The following is a 20,240-nucleotide window of genomic DNA, read 5'->3' on the forward strand; positions in this document are numbered from 1 at the left end:
CGGACAACGGAGAGGTGAGTTCATGACCATCAAAGGCAGCTGCCACTGCAAGGCGACAACCTTCGAGGTTGCCGAGGCGCCGCAGACGGTGACGCAATGCACATGCTCGTTCTGCTCGAAGCGAGGGTCGCTATGGGCCTACTATGTCCCGTCGCAATTCAAGCTCACGAGCCCACCGGAAAACGTCTCCTTCTATCGCTGGGCTCGAAGACCGTGAAGCATGGTTTCTGCGCCATTTGCGGTTGTGGCACCTTCACCGAGACGCCTGACTGGTCGACCGGGAAGCCGGATTTCGACAATCCGAAGATCAGTGTCAATTCGCGCCTGTTCGACGATTTCGACCTGGACAAGGTCGAGGTGGTGGTCATCGACGGCAAGAATCTGTGGTAGAGGCGAAGCGGGGACGGCATGCTAGTTTTACGGCTGCATCCCCGTTCCGTTTTTCGCCGCATTTCATGCTACAAGGCTGCGGAAGGGCTGATTTGGCGTGGCCGCAAGGGCCGCGAATTGGAGAGGGACCAATCTCATGAAGAAGACCGTGCTCGTCGTCGTGGCGACGGCTGTGCTGGTGAGCGCTTGCACCACCACCGATCCGTATACCGGCGACCAGAAGATTTCCAACACGGCGGCCGGTGCCGGCCTTGGCGCGCTTGCAGGCGCCAGCCTTGGCCTGCTCGCCGGCGGCAATGACCGCCGCAACGCCCTGATCGGCGCCGGCATCGGCGCGCTGGCCGGCGGCGCGATCGGCGCGACCATGGACCAGAACGAGGCCGAGCTTCGCCGCCAGTTGCAGGGCACCGGCGTCAGCGTCACCCGCAGCGGCGACCAGATCATCCTCAACATGCCGTCCGACATCACCTTCAACGTCGACCAGGACGCGGTGAAGCCGGGCTTCTATCCGGTGCTGAACTCCGTCGCGCTGGTGTTGAAGAAGTTCCGCCAGACGACGGTGGACGTGTTCGGCCACACCGACTCGACCGGCAGCGACCAGCACAATTTCGACCTGTCGCAGCGTCGCGCGCTCGCCGTCGCCAACTACCTGGCCGGCCAGGGCGTCGATCAGCGCCGCTTCGCCGTCACTGGCTTCGGCAAGACGCGCCCGATCGCATCCAATGCGACGGCCCAGGGGCGCGAACAGAACCGGCGTGTCGAAATCCAGCTGTCGCCGCTCACCTGAAAAACCCGCGACCAACCGCGCAGCGCCATCAAAGCAAAACGGTCCCGTACGGGGCCGTTTTTTGTTGGCGCGCGTCCAAAGATAGGTCAAAGGTCTTAGGACATTAGCTTTTCCTAATTGATACTTTTCAAATCCAGGGAAAGGACTACCATTCAGCCGTTCCAGAGGGGATGGGGCGGTCAAAACAAACCGGTCGCGCAATCGCATCTACCGCCCCGGTCTTGCACGGCCAGATCAAGGGAATCTGGGAGGAATGCATGACAAGAACAACTCGCCTCGGGCGCTGCGGCGCCCTCGTTTTGACTGGCCTTTTGAGCGCATGGCTCGGAGCCGCCACGGCTCGGGCCGAGGATGCCAATAAGGCCGATATCGAAGCCCTGAAGAAATCCCTGGCCAAGTATGAAGATTACACGGCCGCCATCCGCGACCTCTATCTGTCGACCGAAGGCTGCGTCTACTACAAGGGAGAAAAGATAGACGGCGCGATGTACTATCCGAAGGGCGCCATGGGCGTCCATTTCGTCAACGTCCCGAGCATCGGCAAGCCGCTCGATCCGATGAAGCCCAACGTCCTGATCTACGAGCCGACCGGGAAAGGCTTGAAACTGGTGGGCGTGGAATGGCTGGTGCCGTTGACACCGGACGTGAAGGAGGTTCCGAAGCTGTTTGGCCAGAAATTCATGGGGCCGATGGAAGGACACTATCCGCTCATCCCGAGGGAGTTCGTCCATTACGATCTGCATGCCTGGCTGTTCAGGGACAATCCGCACGGCATGTTCACCCCGACGAACCCGAACGTGAAATGCACCAAGGCCGAGTTCCCGATGCTGGAGAAACCGACCAAGATGATGCCCGGACCGATGTAGGGCAGGGCGAGCAAAGCAGTAAAAAGAAACGGCCCGAACCGGGCCGTTTCTTGTCTGCTTCTACAGGTGGAGGCTCAGACCTTCGCGACGATCCGCATGAAGGCCGGCACGTCGTCGCCGAAGCCGACGGTCGCGTCGTCTTCCTCGCGATGGCGGCCGGGGCGGTCGCGCTGCGGCCGGGCGTCGCCGCGCTGCTCGTGACGGTTGCCCGAACCCTTGCGCTCGTTCTCGGAACGGATCGCGTCCTTGCGGGCGCGGCGTTCGGCGATGTCGGCCACTTCGGCGACGGGCTGTTCCTCGCGCGCGATCTCGGGCGCTTCGTCGCGCTTGGCGTGACGGTCCTTCTTGCGCTCGCCGCGATCCTTGCGGTCCTCGTCGTTGCGGCCGGCCCGGCGTGGGGCGCCACGGCCACGGCGCGGCTGCTCCTCGCCTTCGCTTTCGGTCACGGTCGACAGGTCGCCGTCATGCCATTCGATCTTGGCGCCGATGAGCCTCTCGATAGCGTCGACATATTTCGTGTCGGAGCGCGTGGCGATGGTGAAGGACTTGCCCGCGCGTCCGGCGCGGCCGGTGCGGCCAATGCGGTGGACATAGTCCTCGGCATGGATCGGCACGTCGTAGTTGAAGACGTGGCTGACATCGGGAATGTCGAGGCCGCGCGCCGCGACGTCGGAGGCAACGAGATAGCGCAGCTTGCCGTCGCGGAAATTATTGAGCATCTGCATGCGCGCGCGCTGGTCCATGTCGCCATGCAGCGCGCCTGCGTCGAAATCGTGCTTCAACAGCGAGCGGAACAGCTCCGACACCTCGACCTTGCGGTTGCAGAAGATGATGGCGTTCTTCAGGTCGGCGTCTTCGGCCTTGATCAGATTGCGCAGCGTTTCGCGCTTTTCCCAAGGCTTGTTGCCGGACTTCACCAGGCGTTGCGTGATGCTGGTCGCGGTGGAGGCCGCCTTCGAAACCTCGACGCGCACCGGCGCGTGCAGGAACTTCTCGGTCAGCTTGGTGATCTCCGGCGGCATCGTCGCCGAGAAGAACAGCGTCTGGCGCGTAAACGGGATCATCTCGCAGATGCGCTCGATGTCGGGGATGAAGCCCATGTCGAGCATGCGGTCGGCCTCGTCGATGACGAGGATCTCGACGCCGTTGAGCAGAAGCTTGCCGCGCTCGCGATGATCGAGCAGGCGGCCCGGTGTCGCGATCAGCACATCGGCGCCACGTTCGAGCTTCTTGTCCTGCTCGTCGAAGGAGACGCCGCCGATCAGAAGCGCGATGTTGAGCTTGTGGTTCTTGCCGTATTTGATGAAGTTTTCCTCGACCTGCGCGGCCAGCTCACGGGTCGGCTCGAGGATCAGCGTGCGTGGCATGCGCGCGCGGGCGCGGCCCTTTTCCAGGCGCGTCAGCATCGGCAGCACGAAGGAAGCGGTCTTGCCGGTGCCGGTCTGGGCGATGCCCAGCACGTCCTTGCCGAGCAGCGCATGCGGTATGGCGCCGGCCTGGATCGGAGTCGGCTTGGTGTAGCCGGCGTCTGAGACTGCGGAGAGGACCTTGGGCGAAAGGCCAAGGTCTGAGAATGTCAACGCTTCTTGAGCGGTCTGAGTGTCTGCGGACAAGTGGTGGCTGTCTTTGGCTGGTTCGGGGAAAATCGCAACACACGTTGCGGCAGGCGCCGCGCGCCTGCAAGATCGCGGTTGCAGTTAGGCGCAAGTCCGCGATTTGTCAACAGAAACAGCCGGAAATCCCGGTGATTGTGACGACGTAACCTTAATCGCGATGCTTAATTGAAGCAATCTCGCTCAGCCGGCTCAGTAGCGGAACTGCTCGGCAAGGATGCGTTCGTTCCAGGAATGATTCGGATCGAACAGCAAAGTTGCCGTCGCCGTCGGCGATTCCCGCACGGTGACGGAGGCCACCGCCTTGACCTCGGTATGGTCCGCGGCGGCATTCACCGGGCGCTTTTCGGCTTCCAGTATGTCGAAACGCACGGTCGCCTTGTTGGACAGCAGCGCCCCGCGCCAGCGGCGCGGTCGGAAAGGGCTGACCGGCGTCAATGCCAGGAGCGGTGCATCGAGCGGCAGGATCGGCCCGTGCGCCGACAGATTATAGGCCGTGGAGCCGGCGGGGGTGGCGATCATGACGCCGTCGCAATTCAGCTCCTCCAGCCGCACCTGGCCATCGATGGTGATGCGGATCTTCGCCGTCTGGTAGGACTGGCGCCACAGCGCCACTTCGTTGATGGCCAGCGCTGAAATGGAATCGCCGTCATGCGTCACGGCGGCCATTTCCAGCGGACGGATCGTCTCGGCGACCGCGGCGGCGATGCGTTCCTCGAGACCGCCGGCGCGATATTCGTTCATCAGGAAGCCGATGGTGCCACGGTTCATGCCGTACACCTTCTTGCCGGTGCTCATCGTGTCGCGCAGCGTCTGCAGCAGGAAGCCATCGCCACCCAAAGCGACAATGATGTCGGCCTCGGCAACGGATATCTGCCCATACCGCGACGAAAGGCTCTGCAACGCTGCCCGGGCGTCGTCGGTGTCGGAAGAGACGAAGGCGAAACGGCTGGCGGCTTTGCTCATGGCTCCCGGAGGGCGACCGTCTGCGGGGCCGCGCCGGCGACGGCGTAGCATGCGTCGCCCATATCTGTGAAGGGCGCAGCACTGGCCGGCGGTCACACCCGGCAATCGCGCTTCGTGACAGAAGCGACATGAATGTGATGGCCACAATGGTTAAGAGGAACCTTAAACACTCGTAAAGCCGGATCGATCATGTTAGCCGACAGTGGATGGGTTGGCGGGGGCTGGCCAGTCGAGAGACCTGTCTATTGCCGGTAACGCGTCTGATCATAGTCTTCCTGATGATGGGAAGTTTCGCGCTGATGTTCGCCGAACTCGTGCGTCAGTCGGAAGAGATGAGCCAGCGGCCGCAGCCGACAGTTTCCCGTTGCGGGGACGCCACGGGGACTCCCTGTCCGGTGAGGGCGCTGTAGTTCGCTCGGGATGACATTTCCGGTGCCGTCGTTACGGCGGTCTCCGTGATGCGTGCAGCCGATGTCGCTAGGCGGGTCGGCTCCTTGCCGAAACAGTGTCTAACCGTCCTTCGAAATAGGGCACGAAAACCGTCTCGAATGCCTTGAGGGCCGCTCCGATCGCCTGGTGCATGTCGAGATAGCGGTATGTTCCGAGTCGACCGCCGAAATGGGTGTTGTCTGCGCCCTGACGCGCGCGCGTCTGGTACCGGTCGTAGATCTTCTGGTCGGCGCGCGTATCGATGGGATAGTAAGGTTCATCGCCGCGACGCGCGAAACGCGAGAACTCGCGGCCGATCAGCGTCTTCTCGCGACTGAGATCGCGTTCGGGATTGAAATGCCTGAACTCGACGATCCGCGTATAGGGCACGGCTTCGTCGGCGTAATTCATGATCGCCGTGCCTTGATGGTCAGGCGTATTCATATGTTCGAACTCGATGTCGATGGTTCGCCAGCCTAGATCTCCTTCGGCGTAGTCGAAGTATCGGTCGATGGCGCCGGTGTAGGCGATGGGCATATTTTTGGGTATCGACCCTTTGATGTCGAAGAAGTCGACGCCGAGCCTGGTCTCGATCAGCGGATGCGCGAGCATCTTCTCGAAGATTGCCGTATAGCCCTCGAGCGGCTGCCCCTGGAACCGGTCGTTGAAATAGCCGTCCTCGAACGTGTAACGCACCGGCAGGCGCGCGATGATTTGCGGCGGAAGCTCGCGCGGGTCGGTCTGCCATTGCTTGGCGGTGTAGCCTCTGATGAACGCTTCGTAGAGCGGGCGTCCAATAAGCGAGATGGCCTTCTCCTCCAGATTGGCCGGCGGCCGGTCGCCGAGTTCAGACGCTTGCTCCGCAATCATTGCGCGCGCCTGATCTGGGCTGAATCGTCTGCCGAAGAACTGGCAGATAGTCGCCAGGTTGATCGGCAAGGAATAGACCTGATCGCGATATGATGAAAACGCGCGGTGCCGGTAGGAGGTGAAACGAGTGAAGGCACGCAGATAGTCCCAGACATCCTTGTTGGAGGTGTGGAAGAGGTGAGGTCCATAGCGATGGATTTCGACGCCGGTTGCGGCGTCGGTCTCGGTGTAGGCGTTGCCGCCTATGTGGGCGCGTCGGTCGATCACCAGCACACGACGCCCCAGCTTGGTCGCAACACGTTCGGCAAGTGTCGCGCCGTAGAAGCCGGCCCCTACGATGATAAGATCGACGCCGTTCAACATGTCTTCGCCCGGTCGGCGGCATGAACAGGAGGCGGCGCGATCGCGATGGTCGAAAGTTCAATTGCCTTGAAGTGTTGTCGCCGGACATGCCGCCACAGCATTTTCTTCAATCGATGCGCCTGTTTGAATGTCTTCAGCCGGCAGGCATAATCCAGCATCATGCGCAGGCCGATGGCGGTCTTTGACCGCCAAAGACGACCCTTTCTGTCCACGGCCTCATAGGAGATCGGGTAAAACTCATCCAGGCCAAACCTGGTCTCCAACTGCGCGTATTCCGCCTCGGGCGTGAGGCCTTTTTCCAACATCACTTTGGCAAGCGCGGTTCCGACAGGGCGCGTGTGACGAACCGACAAATTATCGAACACGGCGGACTTGCGTCGGTTGTCCGCTCCCAGACGCGTCCAAAGTGCATCGAGCCCGAAGCCGCTCATTGAACGTTCGAAGAGCGGCAGCATCTTGAGCAGTATGCCGGCCCGGATGCAGGGAGCCATGATCTCGATCTTATCCACGAAACGGAATTCGAAACTGTCGCAGCGTAAGAACGGCAAATGCGAAAAGTAGCTGTCGAGTGTCAGGGAGGGCTGGCCGACATCGAGGTCGAGTCGGCGCATATTTGCAAATATGGCCTCGATGGTTTTTCGATCGGCATCGAGATCATCATCCGGAAGCCAGAAATACTGATAGCGCTGAAGCAGTTCAGGCCGCTGACGAAACAGAGCAAAAAGACCGTCCCACTTGCCACCTCTCTGATCCACGCGTCTTTCGTAAGGAAGGCGGAAGGCCGATGGATCGGACCCATAGTAACTTACGATCAGGTCGAATCCGCATCCGGGCTGGTCCGCGCCCCAGCCACGGTGCAACGAGCTGTCGCCGGCCCTGACGATCACAAGATTGCCGTGGTCGGCCGGTACCGGAGAATTGACGGCGAGATTCATGCGTAGTTTGGCTGCTTTTCTGTCTTGCTGCTTTGTTGATTTGTCGCATTACATCAAACTCGCTCGCTTCAAAAGGTTTTGTGCGCCAAGACAAGAAATGCGTTCCTTGGCATAAGAAGCATATTATATATTGCTAATATATACAGAAACTGGTGTCAGTAAGATGTCCAAGCGAGCAGGATCGTGCATGTTCCGGGACAAACGTTGGGATTGCCGATCAGGCGAGCTGGAACCGTCGGCTATTTCTGCAGGTGACAGCCAGACTTGCGCTTGCCCTCGATATATTCGGCGATGAGTTGTCGGCAGCGCACCCTGCCGAAGCTCGGAAGATGGCCGCCGTGAACGACCGAGACATCGAGCTCACGCATGGCGAGCGGCGTGCGGACATAGTCGTCGATGTCGGAGTGGTAGACGTCGTCGATCAGCGGCTCGGGATCGGGAAGTCGAGCGCTGAGTTCTCCTCCGCAAAGCCGGTCGTCACCCATTCGCCGCCGCCGACAAGGACGTTCACCTTGCCGGTGGCCAGAGCGGTCTCCTTGTGGCAGCGATCCGTGGTGAGAATGAGGAGCAGCTAACGGACGGTCAAAGACCTACCAGTCGAGAAACCGGCTGGTAATGAAACCCGCGATCAAAGCGACCCATTTGGGGCGCCACCTAATTTACTTCGCAAGGATGCTGAAGTCGAAATTGCAACAGATCGGCGACGACCTTCTCGTTTTCATCGTCGGCAAGCGGCGCCGAACGCAAGATTTCTAGAAGTTGCGGACTGCACTCGAAGATTATATCTCTCGCGATCAAGTCTGCACGGCCACAAACATGCTCGAATTTAGGGATGGTGGCCGCAAGACAAGCGTCATAGGCTTCTCTCAACGTTTCGGCTTGTGCGGATCCGAATGACACCGCCTCGACAGCCAACAGACAGAGCGCAGCCCTGGTTACCATCCTCGGCAGCTTTGCGCGCAAATCGCATCCCCGCAAGAGGCGTTGCGCTTGACGACTCTCAACCATAGGGAAAATGGCCAGCGCGCCCAACTGTTTGTTGGGGATAGATGCCGCGGTAAGGCGCCGGGCTCACGGTTGCCACGCAACAACTCCGGCATCGCCCAGCTACATCCGGAATAGTGCGATCGCGGAAGCCTGCTGGCTGTGCGCCCCCAAGCCTCTCGTTGGCGACGGGTCCTAACCGGCGATTGCCAACCCAATGCCGATCCCGAGGCCAATGGCAATGCCCAGGAAGAGCTTGCCGGCGAAGTCTAGGGCAAAGACGCGGGTCTTCCCCCAAACGTCTATACGCGGCCGTCTAACGGCCGCCGTAAGGTCATCGAACATCGCTTCCATGGTTGCCACCGCGCGATTTCTTTGAGCGGAGAAACTAGATCAGATTGCGCAATAAGGGAATCCCCGCTCCAAATGTTTTGCATGCGCGAAGCCGGTTTTCCCCGGGAGACGAAGCGGCGCTATACGAGGCCCGGTCGGAAAGGCTATCGCGCGCAGTTTCTGAAGAGCGAAGGATGGTGCCCCCGGCAGGGATCGAACCCGCGACCTTCGGTTTACAAAACCGCTGCTCTACCAGCTGAGCTACAAGGGCACGGCGCTCCGGTAGCACATTTCGTGCGCCAGTAAAGACAAAACTCCGTTTTGGGTTTGCCAATGGACGGCGTGGCTTTGTCGACCTGCTGAAAAGCGGCGCGCCGCTTCCTACATCCTGTACACGTGCAATCGCATCGAACGGGGTGCCGCATGATCAGATTCGTCATCATCCTGCCGCTCATCGTCGTGACCTGGCTTCTCCTGGTGAAGGTCGTCAGCGACCTGAAGAAAGCCAACATCGACTGGACCGGCGTCGCCACCTTTATCGGCTTCATCGTGCTCGCCTTCTGGCTGAGGCATGTCACGGGGATGGGGTGAAGGGAGGGAGTAGCCAGTAAGCAGTAGGGTGCTCAGCCAACGCAGGCTACTTCTTCGAACCTTTTGCCGCTTTGCCACGACGGGTGGCACCACGATCATCACCACCACCACGGCAAGGTGATCAGCCTTTGACGAGAGGACCATCTGTCTTCGACGAGCGGCCCCCGCGGCCGCTCGTTTTGTATTCCGGGAACGAGTCGGCCCACGGCTGAAGCCTGGGAAAATCACCGGCGAGAAAAATCTCAAAAAAACTTCGAACCTTTTTCCGGCCCGCCGCGACCCATGATCAAGAGGCGGATGGTTCGCCTCTCCAACGAAACCCAGGAGATCGTCATGTTCAAGCGCACCATCGTTTCCGGCCTCATCGCCACCACCGTCGCCGCCGGCTCGCTCGTCGGCACCGTCCAGCCTTCGGCTGCTCACAACCATCACAATCGCGAACTCGGCATCGGCATTGCCGCCGGCGTCGGCGGCTTCGTCCTCGGCAGCCTGCTATCCCAGCAGCAGCCGCGCCCGGTCTATGTCGAGGAAGGCGGCTACGAAGGTTCCTGGCATGTTCGCCGCTGCATGGCCCGCTACGGCAGCTATGACCCGGACACGAACACCTATATCGGCTACGACGGCTACCCGCACTATTGCCATCTGTAAGAGAGGGCGGACCAGGAAAGAGGGGCTGCGCGCGGCCCCTCTTCTTGCGTTTGAGCGTTAGACATCAGCCTGATTGGCTTGATTTGAAGCGGGCAGCTTTCCTGTCTCGACCAATTTAGGCATTGGGCTTCAGCTCCGGCATCGCCAGTCCGACCGCCTTGCAGGCGCCGCTGACCGAAACGTCGTTTATCGCCACGAGATCGAAACTGTTTCCGGCATCGGGATAGATCTTGCCGATGAAAGGCTCGTTGCCGCCGGGAGAGCCCTTGTCGTCGACATAGCCGCACACCACGACCTCGTGCCGGCCGTTCAAGCTGCGTTCTCCGGCAAGCATCGTTCCGAACTTGGCGGCGAGCGGGTTTTTCAAATGCTGGCGGACGCCGGCGGTGATGATCTCCTCCATCGCCAGCGAGATCGGGACGGGATCGACGAGCGGGTTGCCGCTGGGGCCTGCGATGGGCTCGACCGGCGGCGGTGCCGCCGCCACGCATCCGCAAAGGGAAGCGACGGATAGAAGGAAAACTGTTTTCCGCATCCGTGCCCTTTCGCATGCATCCCGGCGCGCCGGCAAGACGGTCCAGTCCGTCGTCCGGCTTGGCTAATGCCCGGTCGGCGCCTGCCAGGCAACCAGCGATGTACAGCGATTTTGCAAGCGTTTAGTCTGGCTTTGACGCCAATCGAGGGGAGGGGTCGCATGGACGAGCAGGATCCCAAGGAAGAACGGGTCGAACCAGTTTTCCGCAACGGCACCATCACCATCGTCGGCATCCTGCTTGCGTTTTCGCTAGGCTTCATCACGCATTGGGCGGCCAACCCGATCCCATGGCAGACCTACCATCTGATTGCCGTCCTGCCGATCCTGGTCGGTATTGCGCTGCAGATCCGGGCGCTTGCCATCCTGCTCGACATCAAATCCCTGCAGCGAAGCATTCATGATCGCGCCAGTCGAATATTCATCGCCGGCCTCATCTTGGCGGCCTGTGGCGTCGGGCTGGCGATCCTGCTCGATTTCTTCGATATAGCGGCCAAGAGCGCCTTGCCTGGCGCATCTTAGTCAATACGCTTTCACGCCGCCGATCATCTTTGTCACCGCTGCCGCGGCGTCGCGCACCAGCGGGCCAATCTCGGCCAGCCTCTCGGGTGTGACCCGCACCGTTGGGCCCGACACCGAAACGCCGCCGATCGGCTCGCCATATTCGTCGAAGATGGCGGCGGCCACGCAGCGCATGCCGGGATGGCGTTCCTCGTCGTCGACCGACCAGCCGCGATGCTTGATCGTGGCGAGGTCATGGGCGAGCGCCGAGATGTCGGAGAGCGTCTTGTCGGTGTAGCGTTGCAGGCCGGCCTTGCGCAGGATGGCGGCGACCCGTTCCGGCTCGAGATGCGCCAGCACCGCCTTGCCGATGCCGGAAGCATGGAAAGGGCTGCGCGTGCCCGGCCGGAAGAAGGCGCGGATCGCCTGGTGCGTCTCGACCTGGTTGACGAAAACCACGCAATCGTCCTCGGCGACGCCGAGATTGGCGGTCTCGCCGGTCTTCTCCATCAGTTCCTGCATGACGATGCGGGCGCGGTCGACGAGCTTGCGCCGGCGCAGGAAAGCCGAGCCCATGCGGTAGGTCTCGACGCCGACCGACCAGAGCTGGTCGGTCGTGTCGAACTCGACCATGCCGTGGTTTTCCAGCGTCGTCAGCATGCGATAGGCGGTGGAGGCGGCGATGCCGCTTTGCGCCGCGATTTCGCTGAGCGACAGGCCGCTGGCCTCGGCGACGATCGCGAGGATCCGCAGCGCCCGGTCGAGCGATTGCACCGAGGCCGCTTCGGAGGGGCCGTTGAAGGCGCGTGGCCGGCCGCGCTGGCGTTTTTCCGTCGTTTCCATAAGCGGCATTCTCGCCGATTTGGTATCGGATGCAATGAAAAAGTTTTTCAGTGGTTGCCGCAGCAGATTTTCTGGAAAACGAAAAATGAAGTGAAATCAGTTGATAAGAGCCGTCTTCTCGAAATGAAAAAATATTCTGAAAAAATTGAAAAATCAAAGACGCGCAGTCATTATCAAGCCAACCAACGAAATGGAGGCTTGTCATGGCCAGGATGCGCGCTGTCGACGCTGCAGTTCTCGTTCTCGAAAAGGAAGGCATCACCAATGCCTTCGGCGTGCCGGGCGCGGCGATCAATCCGCTCTATTCGGCGCTGAAGGCGCGCGGCACCATCCGCCACGTGCTTGCCCGCCATGTCGAGGGCGCCTCGCATATGGCCGAAGGCTATACGCGGGCCAAGGCCGGCAATATCGGGCTCTGCATAGGCACATCCGGTCCGGCCGGCACCGACATGATCACCGGCCTCTATTCGGCCTCGGCGGACTCCATCCCGATCCTCTGCATAACTGGCCAGGCGCCGCGCGCGCGCCTCAACAAGGAGGATTTCCAGGCCGTCGACATCGCTTCGATCGCCGCGCCCGTCGCCAAATGGGCGGTCACCGTAATGGAACCTTATCTAGTGCCCATGGCGCTCCAGAAGGCGTTCCACTTGATGCGCTCCTCCCGACCCGGGCCCGTGCTGGTCGACCTGCCGCTCGACGTCCAGCTTGCCGAGATCGAGTTCGACATCGACGCCTATGAGCCGCTCGTGCCGTTCAAGCCGACCATGACGCGCGCCCAGGCCGAGAAGGCGCTTTCGATGCTCAACGAAGCGGAAAAGCCGCTGATCGTCGCCGGCGGCGGAATCATCAATGCCGATGCGTCCGATCTCTTGATCGAGTTCGCCGAAGTCACCGGCGTCCCGGTCATCCCGACGCTGATGGGCTGGGGTTCGATCCCCGACGACCACCGGCTGATGGCCGGCATGTGCGGCCTGCAGACGTCACATCGCTACGGCAACGCGACGATGTTGGCGGCCGACTTCGTCTTCGGCATCGGCAACCGCTGGGCCAACCGCCACACCGGCTCGGTCGACGTCTACACCAAGGGGAAAAAGTTCATCCATGTCGACATCGAGCCCACCCAGATCGGCCGCGTCTTCGCGCCGGATCTCGGCCTCGTCTCGGATGCGGGTGCGGCGCTGAAGACCCTTCTCGACGTCGCCACCGAATGGCGCACCGCCGGCAAGCTGCGCGACTGGTCGGGCTGGGCCAAGGAATGCCAGCAGCGCAAGAAGACAATGAAGCGCAAGACGCATTTCGAGCAGGTGCCGCTGAAGCCGCAGCGTGTCTATGAGGAGATGAACAAGGCGTTTGCCCGCGACACCACCTATGTCACCACCATCGGCCTGTCGCAGATCGCCGGCGCGCAGTTCCTGCATGTCTACAAGCCGCGCAACTGGATCAATTGCGGCCAGGCCGGACCGCTCGGCTGGACGCTGCCGGCGGCGCTCGGCGTGCGGGCCGCCGATCCGGACCGCGATATCGTTGCGCTTTCCGGCGACTATGATTTCCAGTTCATGATCGAGGAGCTGGCCGTCGGCGCGCAGCACAAGCTGCCTTACATCCACGTCGTCGTGAACAATGCCTATCTCGGCCTTATCCGCCAGGCGCAGCGCGGCTTTTCGATGGATTACGAGGTGAGCCTGGCCTTCGAGAACGTCAACCGCGCAGGCGATCCGGACGCCGGCTACGGCGTCGACCATGTCGCGGTCGCCGAGGCGATGGGCTGCAAAGCGGTCCGGGTGAAGAAACCGGAAGAATTCGCCGGCGCCTTCAAGGAGGCGCGACGGCTGATGAAGGAGCATCAGGTTCCGGTGGTGCTGGAATTCATCCTCGAGCGCGTCACCAATATTTCGATGGGCACGGAAATCGACAAGATCACTGAGTTCGAGGAACTTGCCGAACGCAATGAGGATGCGCCGACGGCCATTATGATGTTGGACTAGGGGCCTGCGGAAAGAAGGAGAAAAAGGATGCCGCGTTTTTCAGCCAATCTTTCGATGCTCTTCGGCGAGCATGATTTCCTCGACCGTTTCGATGCCGCAGCCCGCGCGGGCTTCAAGGGCGTCGAGTATATCGGTCCCTATGATCACGCGCCGGACGTCGTTGCGGCGCGCCTGAAGAAGAACGGCCTGACCCAGGTTCTCTTCAACCTGCCGGTAGGCGACTGGGGCAAGGGCGAGCGCGGCATTGCCGTGCTGCCCGACCGGGTGCCGGAATTCCGCCAGGGCGTCGCCAAAGCGATCACTTACGCCCATGCGCTGGGTTGCGAGCAGGTCAACTGCCTGGCCGGCATCGCGCCGCAGGGCGCCGATCGCACCGTGCTGGAAAATGTCTTTGCCGAAAACCTCGCCTTCGCGGCGGAAAAACTGGAACAGGCCGGCATCAGGCTGCTGATCGAGCCGATCAACACCCGCGACATCCCGGGCTTCTTCCTGAACTATTCCGATCAGGCGCTGGCGCTGATCGACCGCATCGGCTCCAAGAACCTCTATTTGCAATACGACATCTATCACATGCAGATCATGGAGGGGGATCTCGCCCGTACCATCGAGGCGAACCTCGGCCGCATCGCGCATATCCAGCTTGCGGACAATCCCGGCCGTCACGAGCCGGGGACGGGCGAGATCAACTATCCCTTCCTCTACGACCACATCGACCGCCTCGGCTATTCCGGGTGGGTCGGCGCCGAATACAAGCCGAAGGCCGGCACGGAGGCCGGGTTGGGCTGGTTCCGGCAGTTTGCCGGGCAGGGGAGTGCCGCGGCTTGAGAGCTTCCTTCCCCCCGTCACTATACGGGGAGAAGGTGCCGACAGGCGGATGAGGGGCAGCGCGGACCTCTCGGCAATTTCGAGCCAAGAATTTCAGGAGCAAAACAATGGAAACCATCGGTTTCATCGGCCTCGGCATCATGGGCGCGCCGATGGCAGGGCACCTTCTCGACGCCGGCTACAAGGTCATCGCCAGCGACCACCGCTCGAAGCCACCAGCCGATCTTACCGCCAAGGGGCTGAAGTCAGTTACCGGCCACAATGCGGTGGCCAAGGCCGCCGACATCATCATCGCCATGGTGCCCGACACCCCCCAGGTCGCGGATGTTCTCTTCGGCGAGAACGGCGTCGCCGAGGGGCTGTCCAAAGGCAAGCTCGTGATCGACATGAGCTCGATCTCGCCGATCGCCACCAAGGAATTCGCCAAAAAGATCAACGATCTCGGCTGCGACTATCTCGACGCGCCGGTGTCGGGCGGCGAGGTCGGCGCCAAGGCAGCATCGCTCACCATCATGGTCGGCGGCGAGGAAAAGGCCTTCGAGCGCGCCCGGCCGGTCTTCGAGAAGATGGGCAAGAACATCACGCTGGTCGGCCCGAACGGCGTCGGCCAGACCACCAAGGTCGCCAACCAGATCGTCGTGGCGCTCACCATCGAAGCCGTCGGCGAAGCCCTCGTTTTCGCCTCGAAGGCGGGCGCCGACCCCGCAAAAGTCAGGCAGGCGCTGATGGGCGGGCTTGCGGCGTCGCGCATCCTCGAAGTGCATGGCGAGCGCATGATCAAGCGTACCTTCGCGCCTGGCTTCCGCATCGAGCTGCACCAGAAGGATCTTAACCTCGCGCTGGAAGGCGCGAAAGCGCTTGGCGTCTCGCTACCCAACACCTCGACCACGCAGCAGCTGTTCAATTCCTGCGCGGCCAACGGCGGCGCCAAGGAGGATCATTCGGCGCTGGTGAGGGCGCTGGAGCGGATGGCGGCGCACGAGGTTGGCGCGGAAGGGGCACGAGCCAAGGGCAAGGCGGCTTAGAGCAATTCCAGGAAAAGTGTGAAACGATTTTCCGTCCGGAATTGCGTCAAACACTTAAGGTCAGGAGGGGGCGGCTCAACGTTCCCACGCCGCCTGCTCTTTTCCTGTCAGAGAACGGGTTTCCGCGGTTCGCCGTGGGAGCCCGTTTTTCGCTTCGAGGCTAAAGTCGATCCGCGCTCAGCCGCGCTTCAGGAATGCGTTCGCCGCGTAGAGACTAACCGCAGCCGCGTTCGACACGTTGAGCGAATGGATGGCGCCCGGCATGTCGAGGCGGGCGAGCGCTGCCACCGTCTCTCGGGTTTTCTGGCGCAGGCCCTTGCCTTCCGCGCCCAGCACCAGTGCGATCTTTTCGCCATCGAAGGTCTTTTCCAGCTCCGCCGGTCCTTCCGAATCGAGCCCAATCGTCTGGAAGCCGGCCTCGTGCAGCTGCCCCAGCGCATCGGCGAGGTTCTTCACCTCGATCTGGTCGATATGCTCCAGGGCGCCGGACGCGGATTTCGCCAGAACGCCGGATTCCTGCGGGCTGTGACGGGCCGTGGTGATCAGCGCGCCGGCGCCGAAGGCGACGGCGGAGCGCAAGATCGCGCCGACATTGTGCGGGTCCGTCACCTGGTCGAGCACAAGCACCAGCCTGGTGTCGCCGAGCGCGTCGAGGCGCTTGGGCTTCAACGGCTCGGCCTCGATCAGCACGCCCTGATGCACGGCGTCCGACCCGGTGATCCTGTCGATGTCCTTCGGCTCGACCAGCTCCGCCTTGAAGGGCAGGGAGGCAAGCTCGCCGATCGAAAGCCGCTCGGCTGCGTTGCGGGTCACCAGCATCTTTTTGATCTTGCGGCGCGGATTGTCGAGCGCCGCCCGTACCGTGTGCAGGCCATAGAGCCGCACTAGCCCGTCGCTGGGCGCTTCGCCAGGCGGGACGGGCTGGCGCGGCCGGAATGCCGGCGCGCCGCCCGCCTTCTGGTCGCGATGCGCGCGCCGCAGCTTGGCGTAGTGGGTGTCCTTGCGCGTGCCGGGCTTGTTGCTTTTTTCGTCGCTCATGCGGGCTTCTATAGCCGCCTCGTCCGGCTAAGGATATGGGCCGCGACAATTGATGTGAAACATCCTCGAAAAACCCTGGCCGCGCCGGTTGACACCCACCGGCCTTGCCGCCATAAGGCGCTTCGCTGATTTCGGAGAAGATCTTACTCGGGCTCCGGATCGGCGCGAATGCCTCGTTGCATGGCTCCGGCGGCAGACTGGAGAGGTGCCCGAGTGGTTAAAGGGGACGGACTGTAAATCCGTTGGCTTAGCCTACGTTGGTTCGAATCCAACCCTCTCCACCACTGCCGGCCCGGAAGCCCTGAAACGAAAGTCTCGGACCGAAAAGTGCATGGCGCTTTTCGGGTGAATCCGGTACCTCAGTGCAAGGCGCGGGTATAGCTCAGTGGTAGAGCAGCAGCCTTCCAAGCTGAATATGCGGGTTCGATTCCCGCTACCCGCTCCAGATTGCCTCTCTGCTTTCTGTCAAGAAAACGCCGCGCACCTTGGCGCGCGGCGCGCTCTCATCTGTTCAGCTCTTAGCTGTTGAAGGCCGAAGCGACCTGATGGTTCTGCGGGATCTGGCCGTTCGGCGTCAGCTTGTCGACGATGCCGGGCAGCGCCGCGGAGAGCTGCTGCAGCAGCTCCTGCTCGTTCATCCCTGTGCGCTGGGCGATCTCGCGGATCACCGCCGGCCCGAGCGCCGAGCCTAGATCGCCCGGATTGATCGGCTGGTTCTGACCCGTTCCGACCCAGGAATCGGCGACATTGCCGTGTCCGGCGTCCCTGAGCTTGCCGAGCAGGCCGCCGAGACCGCCGAGCAAGCCGCCATCGGCCGAAGCACCGGTGTCAGCAGGCGCAGGAGCTTGCGGCGCGGCCGGTTCCTCGCTTCTGCCGCTCAGCATCTTGCCGACCAAAAGCGCGCCGAGCGCGATCATCAGGGGTTTGGTGATATTGCCGCCGGGAACGGCATTGTCGAAAAGGCCCATCGTGGATCTCCTTGTCCAGCCAAGTCCGCCGGCCCCAGAATGGCGCAAACGGTCGGAATTTCAAGCTGTCTTGAGCTTTTGACAATCATATGACCATGATGGCGCGGCGGGGAATTTGGAGGGAATTATGGGCATCATCAGCTGGATCATTCTCGGCATCATCGCCGGATTCATCGGCAGCAAGATCGTCAACAAGACCGGTCAGGGCATGATCATGGATATCGTGCTCGGCATCGTCGGCGCCATCGTCGGCGGCGTGATCTTCAGCGCCTTCGGCGCGCAGGGCGTCACCGGCCTCAACATCTGGAGCCTGATCGTGGCCGTGGTCGGCTCGGTCGTCGTGCTCTGGGCCTATCACCAGATCAGCGGCAAGCGCACGCTGTAGAGCCATAGGCGAGAAAGTCCGCGGCCCCGGCAGGCCGCGGGGCGATCATTGGGTTTCGCGCCGGTCGCCGCGCGTGATCGCGCGGCGCATTGGCGCTGGGTCGGCGCGAGGCACATCGGCAATGGCGGTCCAGATTCAAGGACTTCCCGTCACCTACTATCCTGTCCCGAAAAGCGGCACCAGCAGCGTCAAATACGCGCTGATGGCGCTTGGCGGGGGGCAGGCGCCTCTCGCCGATCCGGACAATGAGGTCCACGGTCATCTCTTCACCAGCTGGGTCGATCCATTTGTGCCGGTCTATGACGGGCTGGGCGGCAAGTTCACCATCGTCCGTGATCCGCTGGAGCGGCTTCTCTCCGCCTATTCCAGCAGGATACTGGACGTAGACGTTCTGGCACGGTCGTCGACAAAGGCCGAAATGCTCGAGGCTTTCGGACTGCCGACCGATCCGGACCTCGACACCTTCATCCTCAACGTCGAAAAATACAGCGCGTCCTCGTGGGAAATCCAGTTCCACGTCGCCTCGCCGCGCCATTTCCTCGGCTCCAGCCTTTTCCTGTTCGAGCACGTCTTCAGGTTCGAAGAGATGGACAGGGTCGAGGCATTCCTGTCGTCGGTCAGCGGCAGGAAAATCTCCATGCCAAGGCTGCAGGCGGCAAGGACAAGGATCAGCCCTTCAGATCTTTCGCCGGCTGCGATGGCGAAAGCGATGCGCTTTTGCAGATACGACTATGCGTTCCTCGTCGACTACTACGACCCGGCAAGATGGGGAGGAATCCCCAAGGGCGCTCCCGATGATCCGTCCTCGCTCCACGTCGCGTGCGATTTCACGGTGCCTCGCGACGGTCGCCTCGTATACCCGCGCACGCTGCGCAACCTCAGGGATTTCCTGGCCAGGCGCCCGCTGGCAATGCGCGTGGGTCGCTAGGCCAGTCGCGGATCGCGCGGATTCAGGCGACGATCGCCATGCGCCGGCGCCTTTCGTCGAGCGAGACGATCGCCAGACCGCTGGCCATGACCAGCAGGATGCCACAGACGGCGAGCACGTTGGGGAACTGCCCGAACACCAGCAGCCCCGAAATGACAGCCCAGACGGTAAAGCAGTAATAGAAGGGCGCCACCGCGCTTGTCGGCCCGATGCGGTAGGCCATGAAGATGAAGAAATGGCCGAAGATCAGGAACAGGCCGGCCCCCGCGATCAGCAGCAGATGGCGTCCTTCGGGCATCACCCATTGCTCGGAGACGAGATGCGCCGCGCCTGAGCCGACCAGCACCACCAGGACCGCGGAGATGGCGACGATCATGCCCGGCACCTCGGCGCCCACCTTGCGGCCGGCTATATCGCGCACCGCCGCGAAGGCCGCATTGCCGAGCGCCAGCAGCGCATAGACCGAAATACCCTGCATGGTCGGCTGCGCCACCATCAGCGCCCCGACAAAGCCGAGGCCGATCAGCGCCATGCGCGTGGCGCCGATCTTTTCGCCGAACAGCATCGAGGAGCCGACCAGCACGATGAGTGGCGTGACCTGCCCGAGCGCGGTAGAATCCGCGATCTGCATGTTCGCCAAGGCGACGACATAGCAGAGGATCGCCAAGAGCTCGAACAGGTTGCGGCGCAGCACCTTGCGCTCGAAGAGCAGCGGGATCTGCCGGGCATAACCCAGCATCAGCAGCAGCGGCACGCCCCACAGCGTGGCCGCCGCGCCGCGCAGCAACAGCACCTCATAGGGCGGCAGTCCCGCGGTGGCGAGCTTCATCATCGTGTCGTTGACGAGGTAGGACCCCGTCGAGACGACCATGAACAGCGGACCCCGGATATTGGATGGAATGAACTGCATGTGGCGGACAAGATCAGAGCGGCGCCGCGGCGGCAATGGGCCAGCCTAGCGCCTTTGATTTTACGCGCGGCAGCCCTATATCTGCTCACATCCCCCTGAAATCGACCATTGGTTCGGGTCGAGCGGGAATCCGCTCAGCCACAAGGTACTTGTGTTTTTCGGCCGTTGTCGCTAATCGCCCCGCATTCGACTGAACTGAAGGTCAAGGCCGTCCAAGGAAAGAGACTATGGCAAAAGGTAAATTCGAGCGCACCAAGCCGCATGTGAACATTGGCACGATCGGCCACGTCGATCATGGCAAGACGTCGCTGACGGCGGCGATCACGAAGTATTTTGGCGAATACAAGCGCTATGACCAGATCGACGCGGCGCCGGAAGAGAAGGCGCGCGGCATCACGATCTCGACGGCGCATGTCGAGTATGAGACGGCCAACCGTCACTATGCCCACGTCGACTGCCCCGGCCACGCCGACTATGTGAAGAACATGATCACCGGTGCCGCCCAGATGGACGGCGCGATCCTGG

21 protein-coding genes, 3 tRNA genes and 1 pseudogene are annotated in these 20,240 nt (G+C 61.9%); 14 read left to right on the forward strand and 11 right to left on the reverse strand.

Annotation, left to right across the window (positions count from 1 at the left end; translation table 11 throughout):
- Positions 1 to 22: 22 nt before the first annotated feature.
- From DPM35_RS25715 to DPM35_RS25725, 3 genes and pseudogenes are all read left to right on the forward strand, one after another.
- A pseudogene (locus DPM35_RS25715) lies at positions 23 to 390 on the forward strand (GFA family protein).
- 136 nt (positions 391 to 526) lie between these two features.
- Positions 527 to 1,177 (forward strand): YiaD family glycine zipper/OmpA-like lipoprotein, encoded by a 651-nt coding sequence (locus tag DPM35_RS25720; RefSeq protein ID WP_112129995.1) that lies wholly within the window; start codon positions 527 to 529, stop codon positions 1,175 to 1,177.
- A gap of 257 nt (positions 1,178 to 1,434) precedes the next feature.
- Positions 1,435 to 2,043, forward strand: a complete 609-nt coding sequence (locus DPM35_RS25725; protein ID WP_112130045.1) for a hypothetical protein — start codon at positions 1,435 to 1,437, stop codon at positions 2,041 to 2,043.
- 74 nt (positions 2,044 to 2,117) lie between these two features.
- Here DPM35_RS25725 and DPM35_RS25730 read toward each other — a convergent pair whose 3' ends face one another.
- The 6 genes from DPM35_RS25730 to DPM35_RS25765 form a co-directional block, all read right to left on the reverse strand.
- On the reverse strand, positions 2,118 to 3,656 hold the full coding sequence (locus DPM35_RS25730) for a DEAD/DEAH box helicase (RefSeq protein WP_181592137.1): 1,539 nt from the start codon (positions 3,654 to 3,656) through the stop codon (positions 2,118 to 2,120).
- Positions 3,657 to 3,848: 192 nt separating this feature from the next.
- Positions 3,849 to 4,622: an NAD kinase gene (locus DPM35_RS25735; RefSeq protein ID WP_112129997.1), complete on the reverse strand. Its 774-nt coding sequence runs from the start codon at positions 4,620 to 4,622 to the stop codon at positions 3,849 to 3,851.
- Positions 4,623 to 5,099: 477 nt separating this feature from the next.
- The gene (glf, locus tag DPM35_RS25745; protein ID WP_112129999.1) at positions 5,100 to 6,284 is read right to left on the reverse strand and encodes a UDP-galactopyranose mutase; all 1,185 of its coding nucleotides are present in this window, start codon (positions 6,282 to 6,284) and stop codon (positions 5,100 to 5,102) included.
- Positions 6,278 to 7,219: a hypothetical protein gene (locus tag DPM35_RS25750; protein WP_112130000.1), complete on the reverse strand. Its 942-nt coding sequence runs from the start codon at positions 7,217 to 7,219 to the stop codon at positions 6,278 to 6,280. The genes glf and DPM35_RS25750 overlap by 7 nt, the downstream gene beginning before the upstream one ends.
- Before the next feature lie 239 nt (positions 7,220 to 7,458).
- Positions 7,459 to 7,704: a hypothetical protein gene (locus DPM35_RS25755; RefSeq protein ID WP_425373413.1), complete on the reverse strand. Its 246-nt coding sequence runs from the start codon at positions 7,702 to 7,704 to the stop codon at positions 7,459 to 7,461.
- A gap of 1,027 nt (positions 7,705 to 8,731) precedes the next feature.
- Positions 8,732 to 8,807, reverse strand: a tRNA-Thr gene (locus DPM35_RS25765).
- 152 nt (positions 8,808 to 8,959) lie between these two features.
- Here DPM35_RS25765 and DPM35_RS25770 point away from each other — a divergent pair.
- Together DPM35_RS25770 and DPM35_RS25775 are read left to right on the forward strand one after the other, a co-directional pair.
- The gene (locus DPM35_RS25770; protein WP_112130001.1) at positions 8,960 to 9,127 is read left to right on the forward strand and encodes a hypothetical protein; all 168 of its coding nucleotides are present in this window, start codon (positions 8,960 to 8,962) and stop codon (positions 9,125 to 9,127) included.
- A gap of 333 nt (positions 9,128 to 9,460) precedes the next feature.
- The gene (locus DPM35_RS25775; protein ID WP_112130046.1) at positions 9,461 to 9,775 is read left to right on the forward strand and encodes a BA14K family protein; all 315 of its coding nucleotides are present in this window, start codon (positions 9,461 to 9,463) and stop codon (positions 9,773 to 9,775) included.
- A gap of 115 nt (positions 9,776 to 9,890) precedes the next feature.
- On the opposite strand, the gene DPM35_RS25780 is transcribed toward DPM35_RS25775, so the two are convergent.
- Entirely contained in the window at positions 9,891 to 10,262 is a 372-nt protein-coding gene (locus tag DPM35_RS25780) for a hypothetical protein (protein ID WP_112130002.1), read from the reverse strand.
- Positions 10,263 to 10,469: 207 nt separating this feature from the next.
- Here DPM35_RS25780 and DPM35_RS25785 point away from each other — a divergent pair, with 207 nt between their 5' ends.
- Positions 10,470 to 10,829 (forward strand): hypothetical protein, encoded by a 360-nt coding sequence (locus DPM35_RS25785; protein ID WP_112130003.1) that lies wholly within the window; start codon positions 10,470 to 10,472, stop codon positions 10,827 to 10,829.
- Here the strand turns inward: DPM35_RS25785 and bhcR are convergent, their stop codons facing one another.
- On the reverse strand, positions 10,830 to 11,651 hold the full coding sequence (gene bhcR / locus DPM35_RS25790) for an HTH-type transcriptional regulator BhcR (RefSeq protein WP_112130004.1): 822 nt from the start codon (positions 11,649 to 11,651) through the stop codon (positions 10,830 to 10,832). It lies immediately after the preceding gene.
- A gap of 203 nt (positions 11,652 to 11,854) precedes the next feature.
- On the opposite strand from bhcR, the gene gcl reads away from it, so the two are divergent.
- From gcl to DPM35_RS25805, 3 genes are all read left to right on the forward strand, one after another.
- Positions 11,855 to 13,636 (forward strand): glyoxylate carboligase, encoded by a 1,782-nt coding sequence (gene gcl / locus DPM35_RS25795; protein ID WP_112130005.1) that lies wholly within the window; start codon positions 11,855 to 11,857, stop codon positions 13,634 to 13,636.
- 27 nt (positions 13,637 to 13,663) lie between these two features.
- Positions 13,664 to 14,461 carry a 2-oxo-tetronate isomerase gene (otnI, locus tag DPM35_RS25800; RefSeq protein ID WP_112130006.1) on the forward strand — a complete coding sequence of 266 codons (798 nt, stop codon included), beginning with the start codon at positions 13,664 to 13,666 and terminating at the stop codon, positions 14,459 to 14,461.
- 107 nt (positions 14,462 to 14,568) lie between these two features.
- Positions 14,569 to 15,486 carry a 2-hydroxy-3-oxopropionate reductase gene (locus tag DPM35_RS25805; protein ID WP_112130007.1) on the forward strand — a complete coding sequence of 306 codons (918 nt, stop codon included), beginning with the start codon at positions 14,569 to 14,571 and terminating at the stop codon, positions 15,484 to 15,486.
- Between the two features lie 177 nt (positions 15,487 to 15,663).
- Here DPM35_RS25805 and DPM35_RS25810 read toward each other — a convergent pair whose 3' ends face one another.
- Positions 15,664 to 16,524 carry a TrmH family RNA methyltransferase gene (locus tag DPM35_RS25810; protein WP_112130008.1) on the reverse strand — a complete coding sequence of 287 codons (861 nt, stop codon included), beginning with the start codon at positions 16,522 to 16,524 and terminating at the stop codon, positions 15,664 to 15,666.
- A 199-nt stretch (positions 16,525 to 16,723) separates the two neighbouring features.
- Between DPM35_RS25810 and DPM35_RS25815 the strand changes: the two genes are divergently transcribed.
- Positions 16,724 to 16,808 (forward strand) — tRNA-Tyr (locus DPM35_RS25815).
- An 87-nt stretch (positions 16,809 to 16,895) separates the two neighbouring features.
- Positions 16,896 to 16,969: transfer RNA gene (locus DPM35_RS25820), tRNA-Gly, on the forward strand.
- A 73-nt stretch (positions 16,970 to 17,042) separates the two neighbouring features.
- On the opposite strand, the gene DPM35_RS25825 is transcribed toward DPM35_RS25820, so the two are convergent.
- Positions 17,043 to 17,492, reverse strand: coding sequence for a YidB family protein (locus DPM35_RS25825; protein WP_112130009.1), 450 nt, complete (start codon positions 17,490 to 17,492; stop codon positions 17,043 to 17,045).
- Positions 17,493 to 17,619: 127 nt separating this feature from the next.
- Between DPM35_RS25825 and DPM35_RS25830 the strand changes: the two genes are divergently transcribed.
- The gene (locus tag DPM35_RS25830) at positions 17,620 to 17,877 is read left to right on the forward strand and encodes a GlsB/YeaQ/YmgE family stress response membrane protein (RefSeq protein WP_112130010.1); all 258 of its coding nucleotides are present in this window, start codon (positions 17,620 to 17,622) and stop codon (positions 17,875 to 17,877) included.
- 121 nt (positions 17,878 to 17,998) lie between these two features.
- Entirely contained in the window at positions 17,999 to 18,805 is an 807-nt protein-coding gene (locus DPM35_RS25835) for a sulfotransferase family 2 domain-containing protein (protein ID WP_112130011.1), read from the forward strand.
- A gap of 22 nt (positions 18,806 to 18,827) precedes the next feature.
- On the opposite strand, the gene DPM35_RS25840 is transcribed toward DPM35_RS25835, so the two are convergent.
- Positions 18,828 to 19,715, reverse strand: a complete 888-nt coding sequence (locus DPM35_RS25840) for a DMT family transporter (protein ID WP_112130012.1) — start codon at positions 19,713 to 19,715, stop codon at positions 18,828 to 18,830.
- Between the two features lie 227 nt (positions 19,716 to 19,942).
- Here DPM35_RS25840 and DPM35_RS25845 point away from each other — a divergent pair.
- On the forward strand, positions 19,943 to 20,240 hold a 298-nt coding region (locus DPM35_RS25845), incomplete at its 3' end, for a GTP-binding protein (protein WP_181592138.1).

Source organism: Mesorhizobium atlanticum (assembly GCF_003289965.1).
Classification (GTDB): Bacteria; Pseudomonadota; Alphaproteobacteria; order Rhizobiales; family Rhizobiaceae; genus Mesorhizobium; species Mesorhizobium atlanticum.

What these genes read in the sequence shown, in the direction of transcription:
- DPM35_RS25720 (WP_112129995.1), top strand. Translation starts at nt 527, where the DNA reads ATGAAGAAGACCGTGCTCGTCGTCGTGGCGACGGCTGTGCTGGTGAGC.
- DPM35_RS25725 (WP_112130045.1), top strand. Translation starts at nt 1,435, where the DNA reads ATGACAAGAACAACTCGCCTCGGGCGCTGCGGCGCCCTCGTTTTGACT.
- DPM35_RS25735 (WP_112129997.1), bottom strand. Translation starts at nt 4,622, where the DNA reads ATGAGCAAAGCCGCCAGCCGTTTCGCCTTCGTCTCTTCCGACACCGAC.
- glf (WP_112129999.1), bottom strand. Translation starts at nt 6,284, where the DNA reads ATGTTGAACGGCGTCGATCTTATCATCGTAGGGGCCGGCTTCTACGGC.
- DPM35_RS25750 (WP_112130000.1), bottom strand. Translation starts at nt 7,219, where the DNA reads ATGAATCTCGCCGTCAATTCTCCGGTACCGGCCGACCACGGCAATCTT.
- DPM35_RS25755 (WP_425373413.1), bottom strand. Translation starts at nt 7,704, where the DNA reads ATGGGTGACGACCGGCTTTGCGGAGGAGAACTCAGCGCTCGACTTCCC.
- DPM35_RS25770 (WP_112130001.1), top strand. Translation starts at nt 8,960, where the DNA reads ATGATCAGATTCGTCATCATCCTGCCGCTCATCGTCGTGACCTGGCTT.
- DPM35_RS25775 (WP_112130046.1), top strand. Translation starts at nt 9,461, where the DNA reads ATGTTCAAGCGCACCATCGTTTCCGGCCTCATCGCCACCACCGTCGCC.
- DPM35_RS25785 (WP_112130003.1), top strand. Translation starts at nt 10,470, where the DNA reads ATGGACGAGCAGGATCCCAAGGAAGAACGGGTCGAACCAGTTTTCCGC.
- bhcR (WP_112130004.1), bottom strand. Translation starts at nt 11,651, where the DNA reads ATGGAAACGACGGAAAAACGCCAGCGCGGCCGGCCACGCGCCTTCAAC.
- gcl (WP_112130005.1), top strand. Translation starts at nt 11,855, where the DNA reads ATGGCCAGGATGCGCGCTGTCGACGCTGCAGTTCTCGTTCTCGAAAAG.
- otnI (WP_112130006.1), top strand. Translation starts at nt 13,664, where the DNA reads ATGCCGCGTTTTTCAGCCAATCTTTCGATGCTCTTCGGCGAGCATGAT.
- DPM35_RS25805 (WP_112130007.1), top strand. Translation starts at nt 14,569, where the DNA reads ATGGAAACCATCGGTTTCATCGGCCTCGGCATCATGGGCGCGCCGATG.
- DPM35_RS25810 (WP_112130008.1), bottom strand. Translation starts at nt 16,524, where the DNA reads ATGAGCGACGAAAAAAGCAACAAGCCCGGCACGCGCAAGGACACCCAC.
- DPM35_RS25825 (WP_112130009.1), bottom strand. Translation starts at nt 17,492, where the DNA reads ATGGGCCTTTTCGACAATGCCGTTCCCGGCGGCAATATCACCAAACCC.
- DPM35_RS25830 (WP_112130010.1), top strand. Translation starts at nt 17,620, where the DNA reads ATGGGCATCATCAGCTGGATCATTCTCGGCATCATCGCCGGATTCATC.
- DPM35_RS25835 (WP_112130011.1), top strand. Translation starts at nt 17,999, where the DNA reads ATGGCGGTCCAGATTCAAGGACTTCCCGTCACCTACTATCCTGTCCCG.
- DPM35_RS25840 (WP_112130012.1), bottom strand. Translation starts at nt 19,715, where the DNA reads ATGCAGTTCATTCCATCCAATATCCGGGGTCCGCTGTTCATGGTCGTC.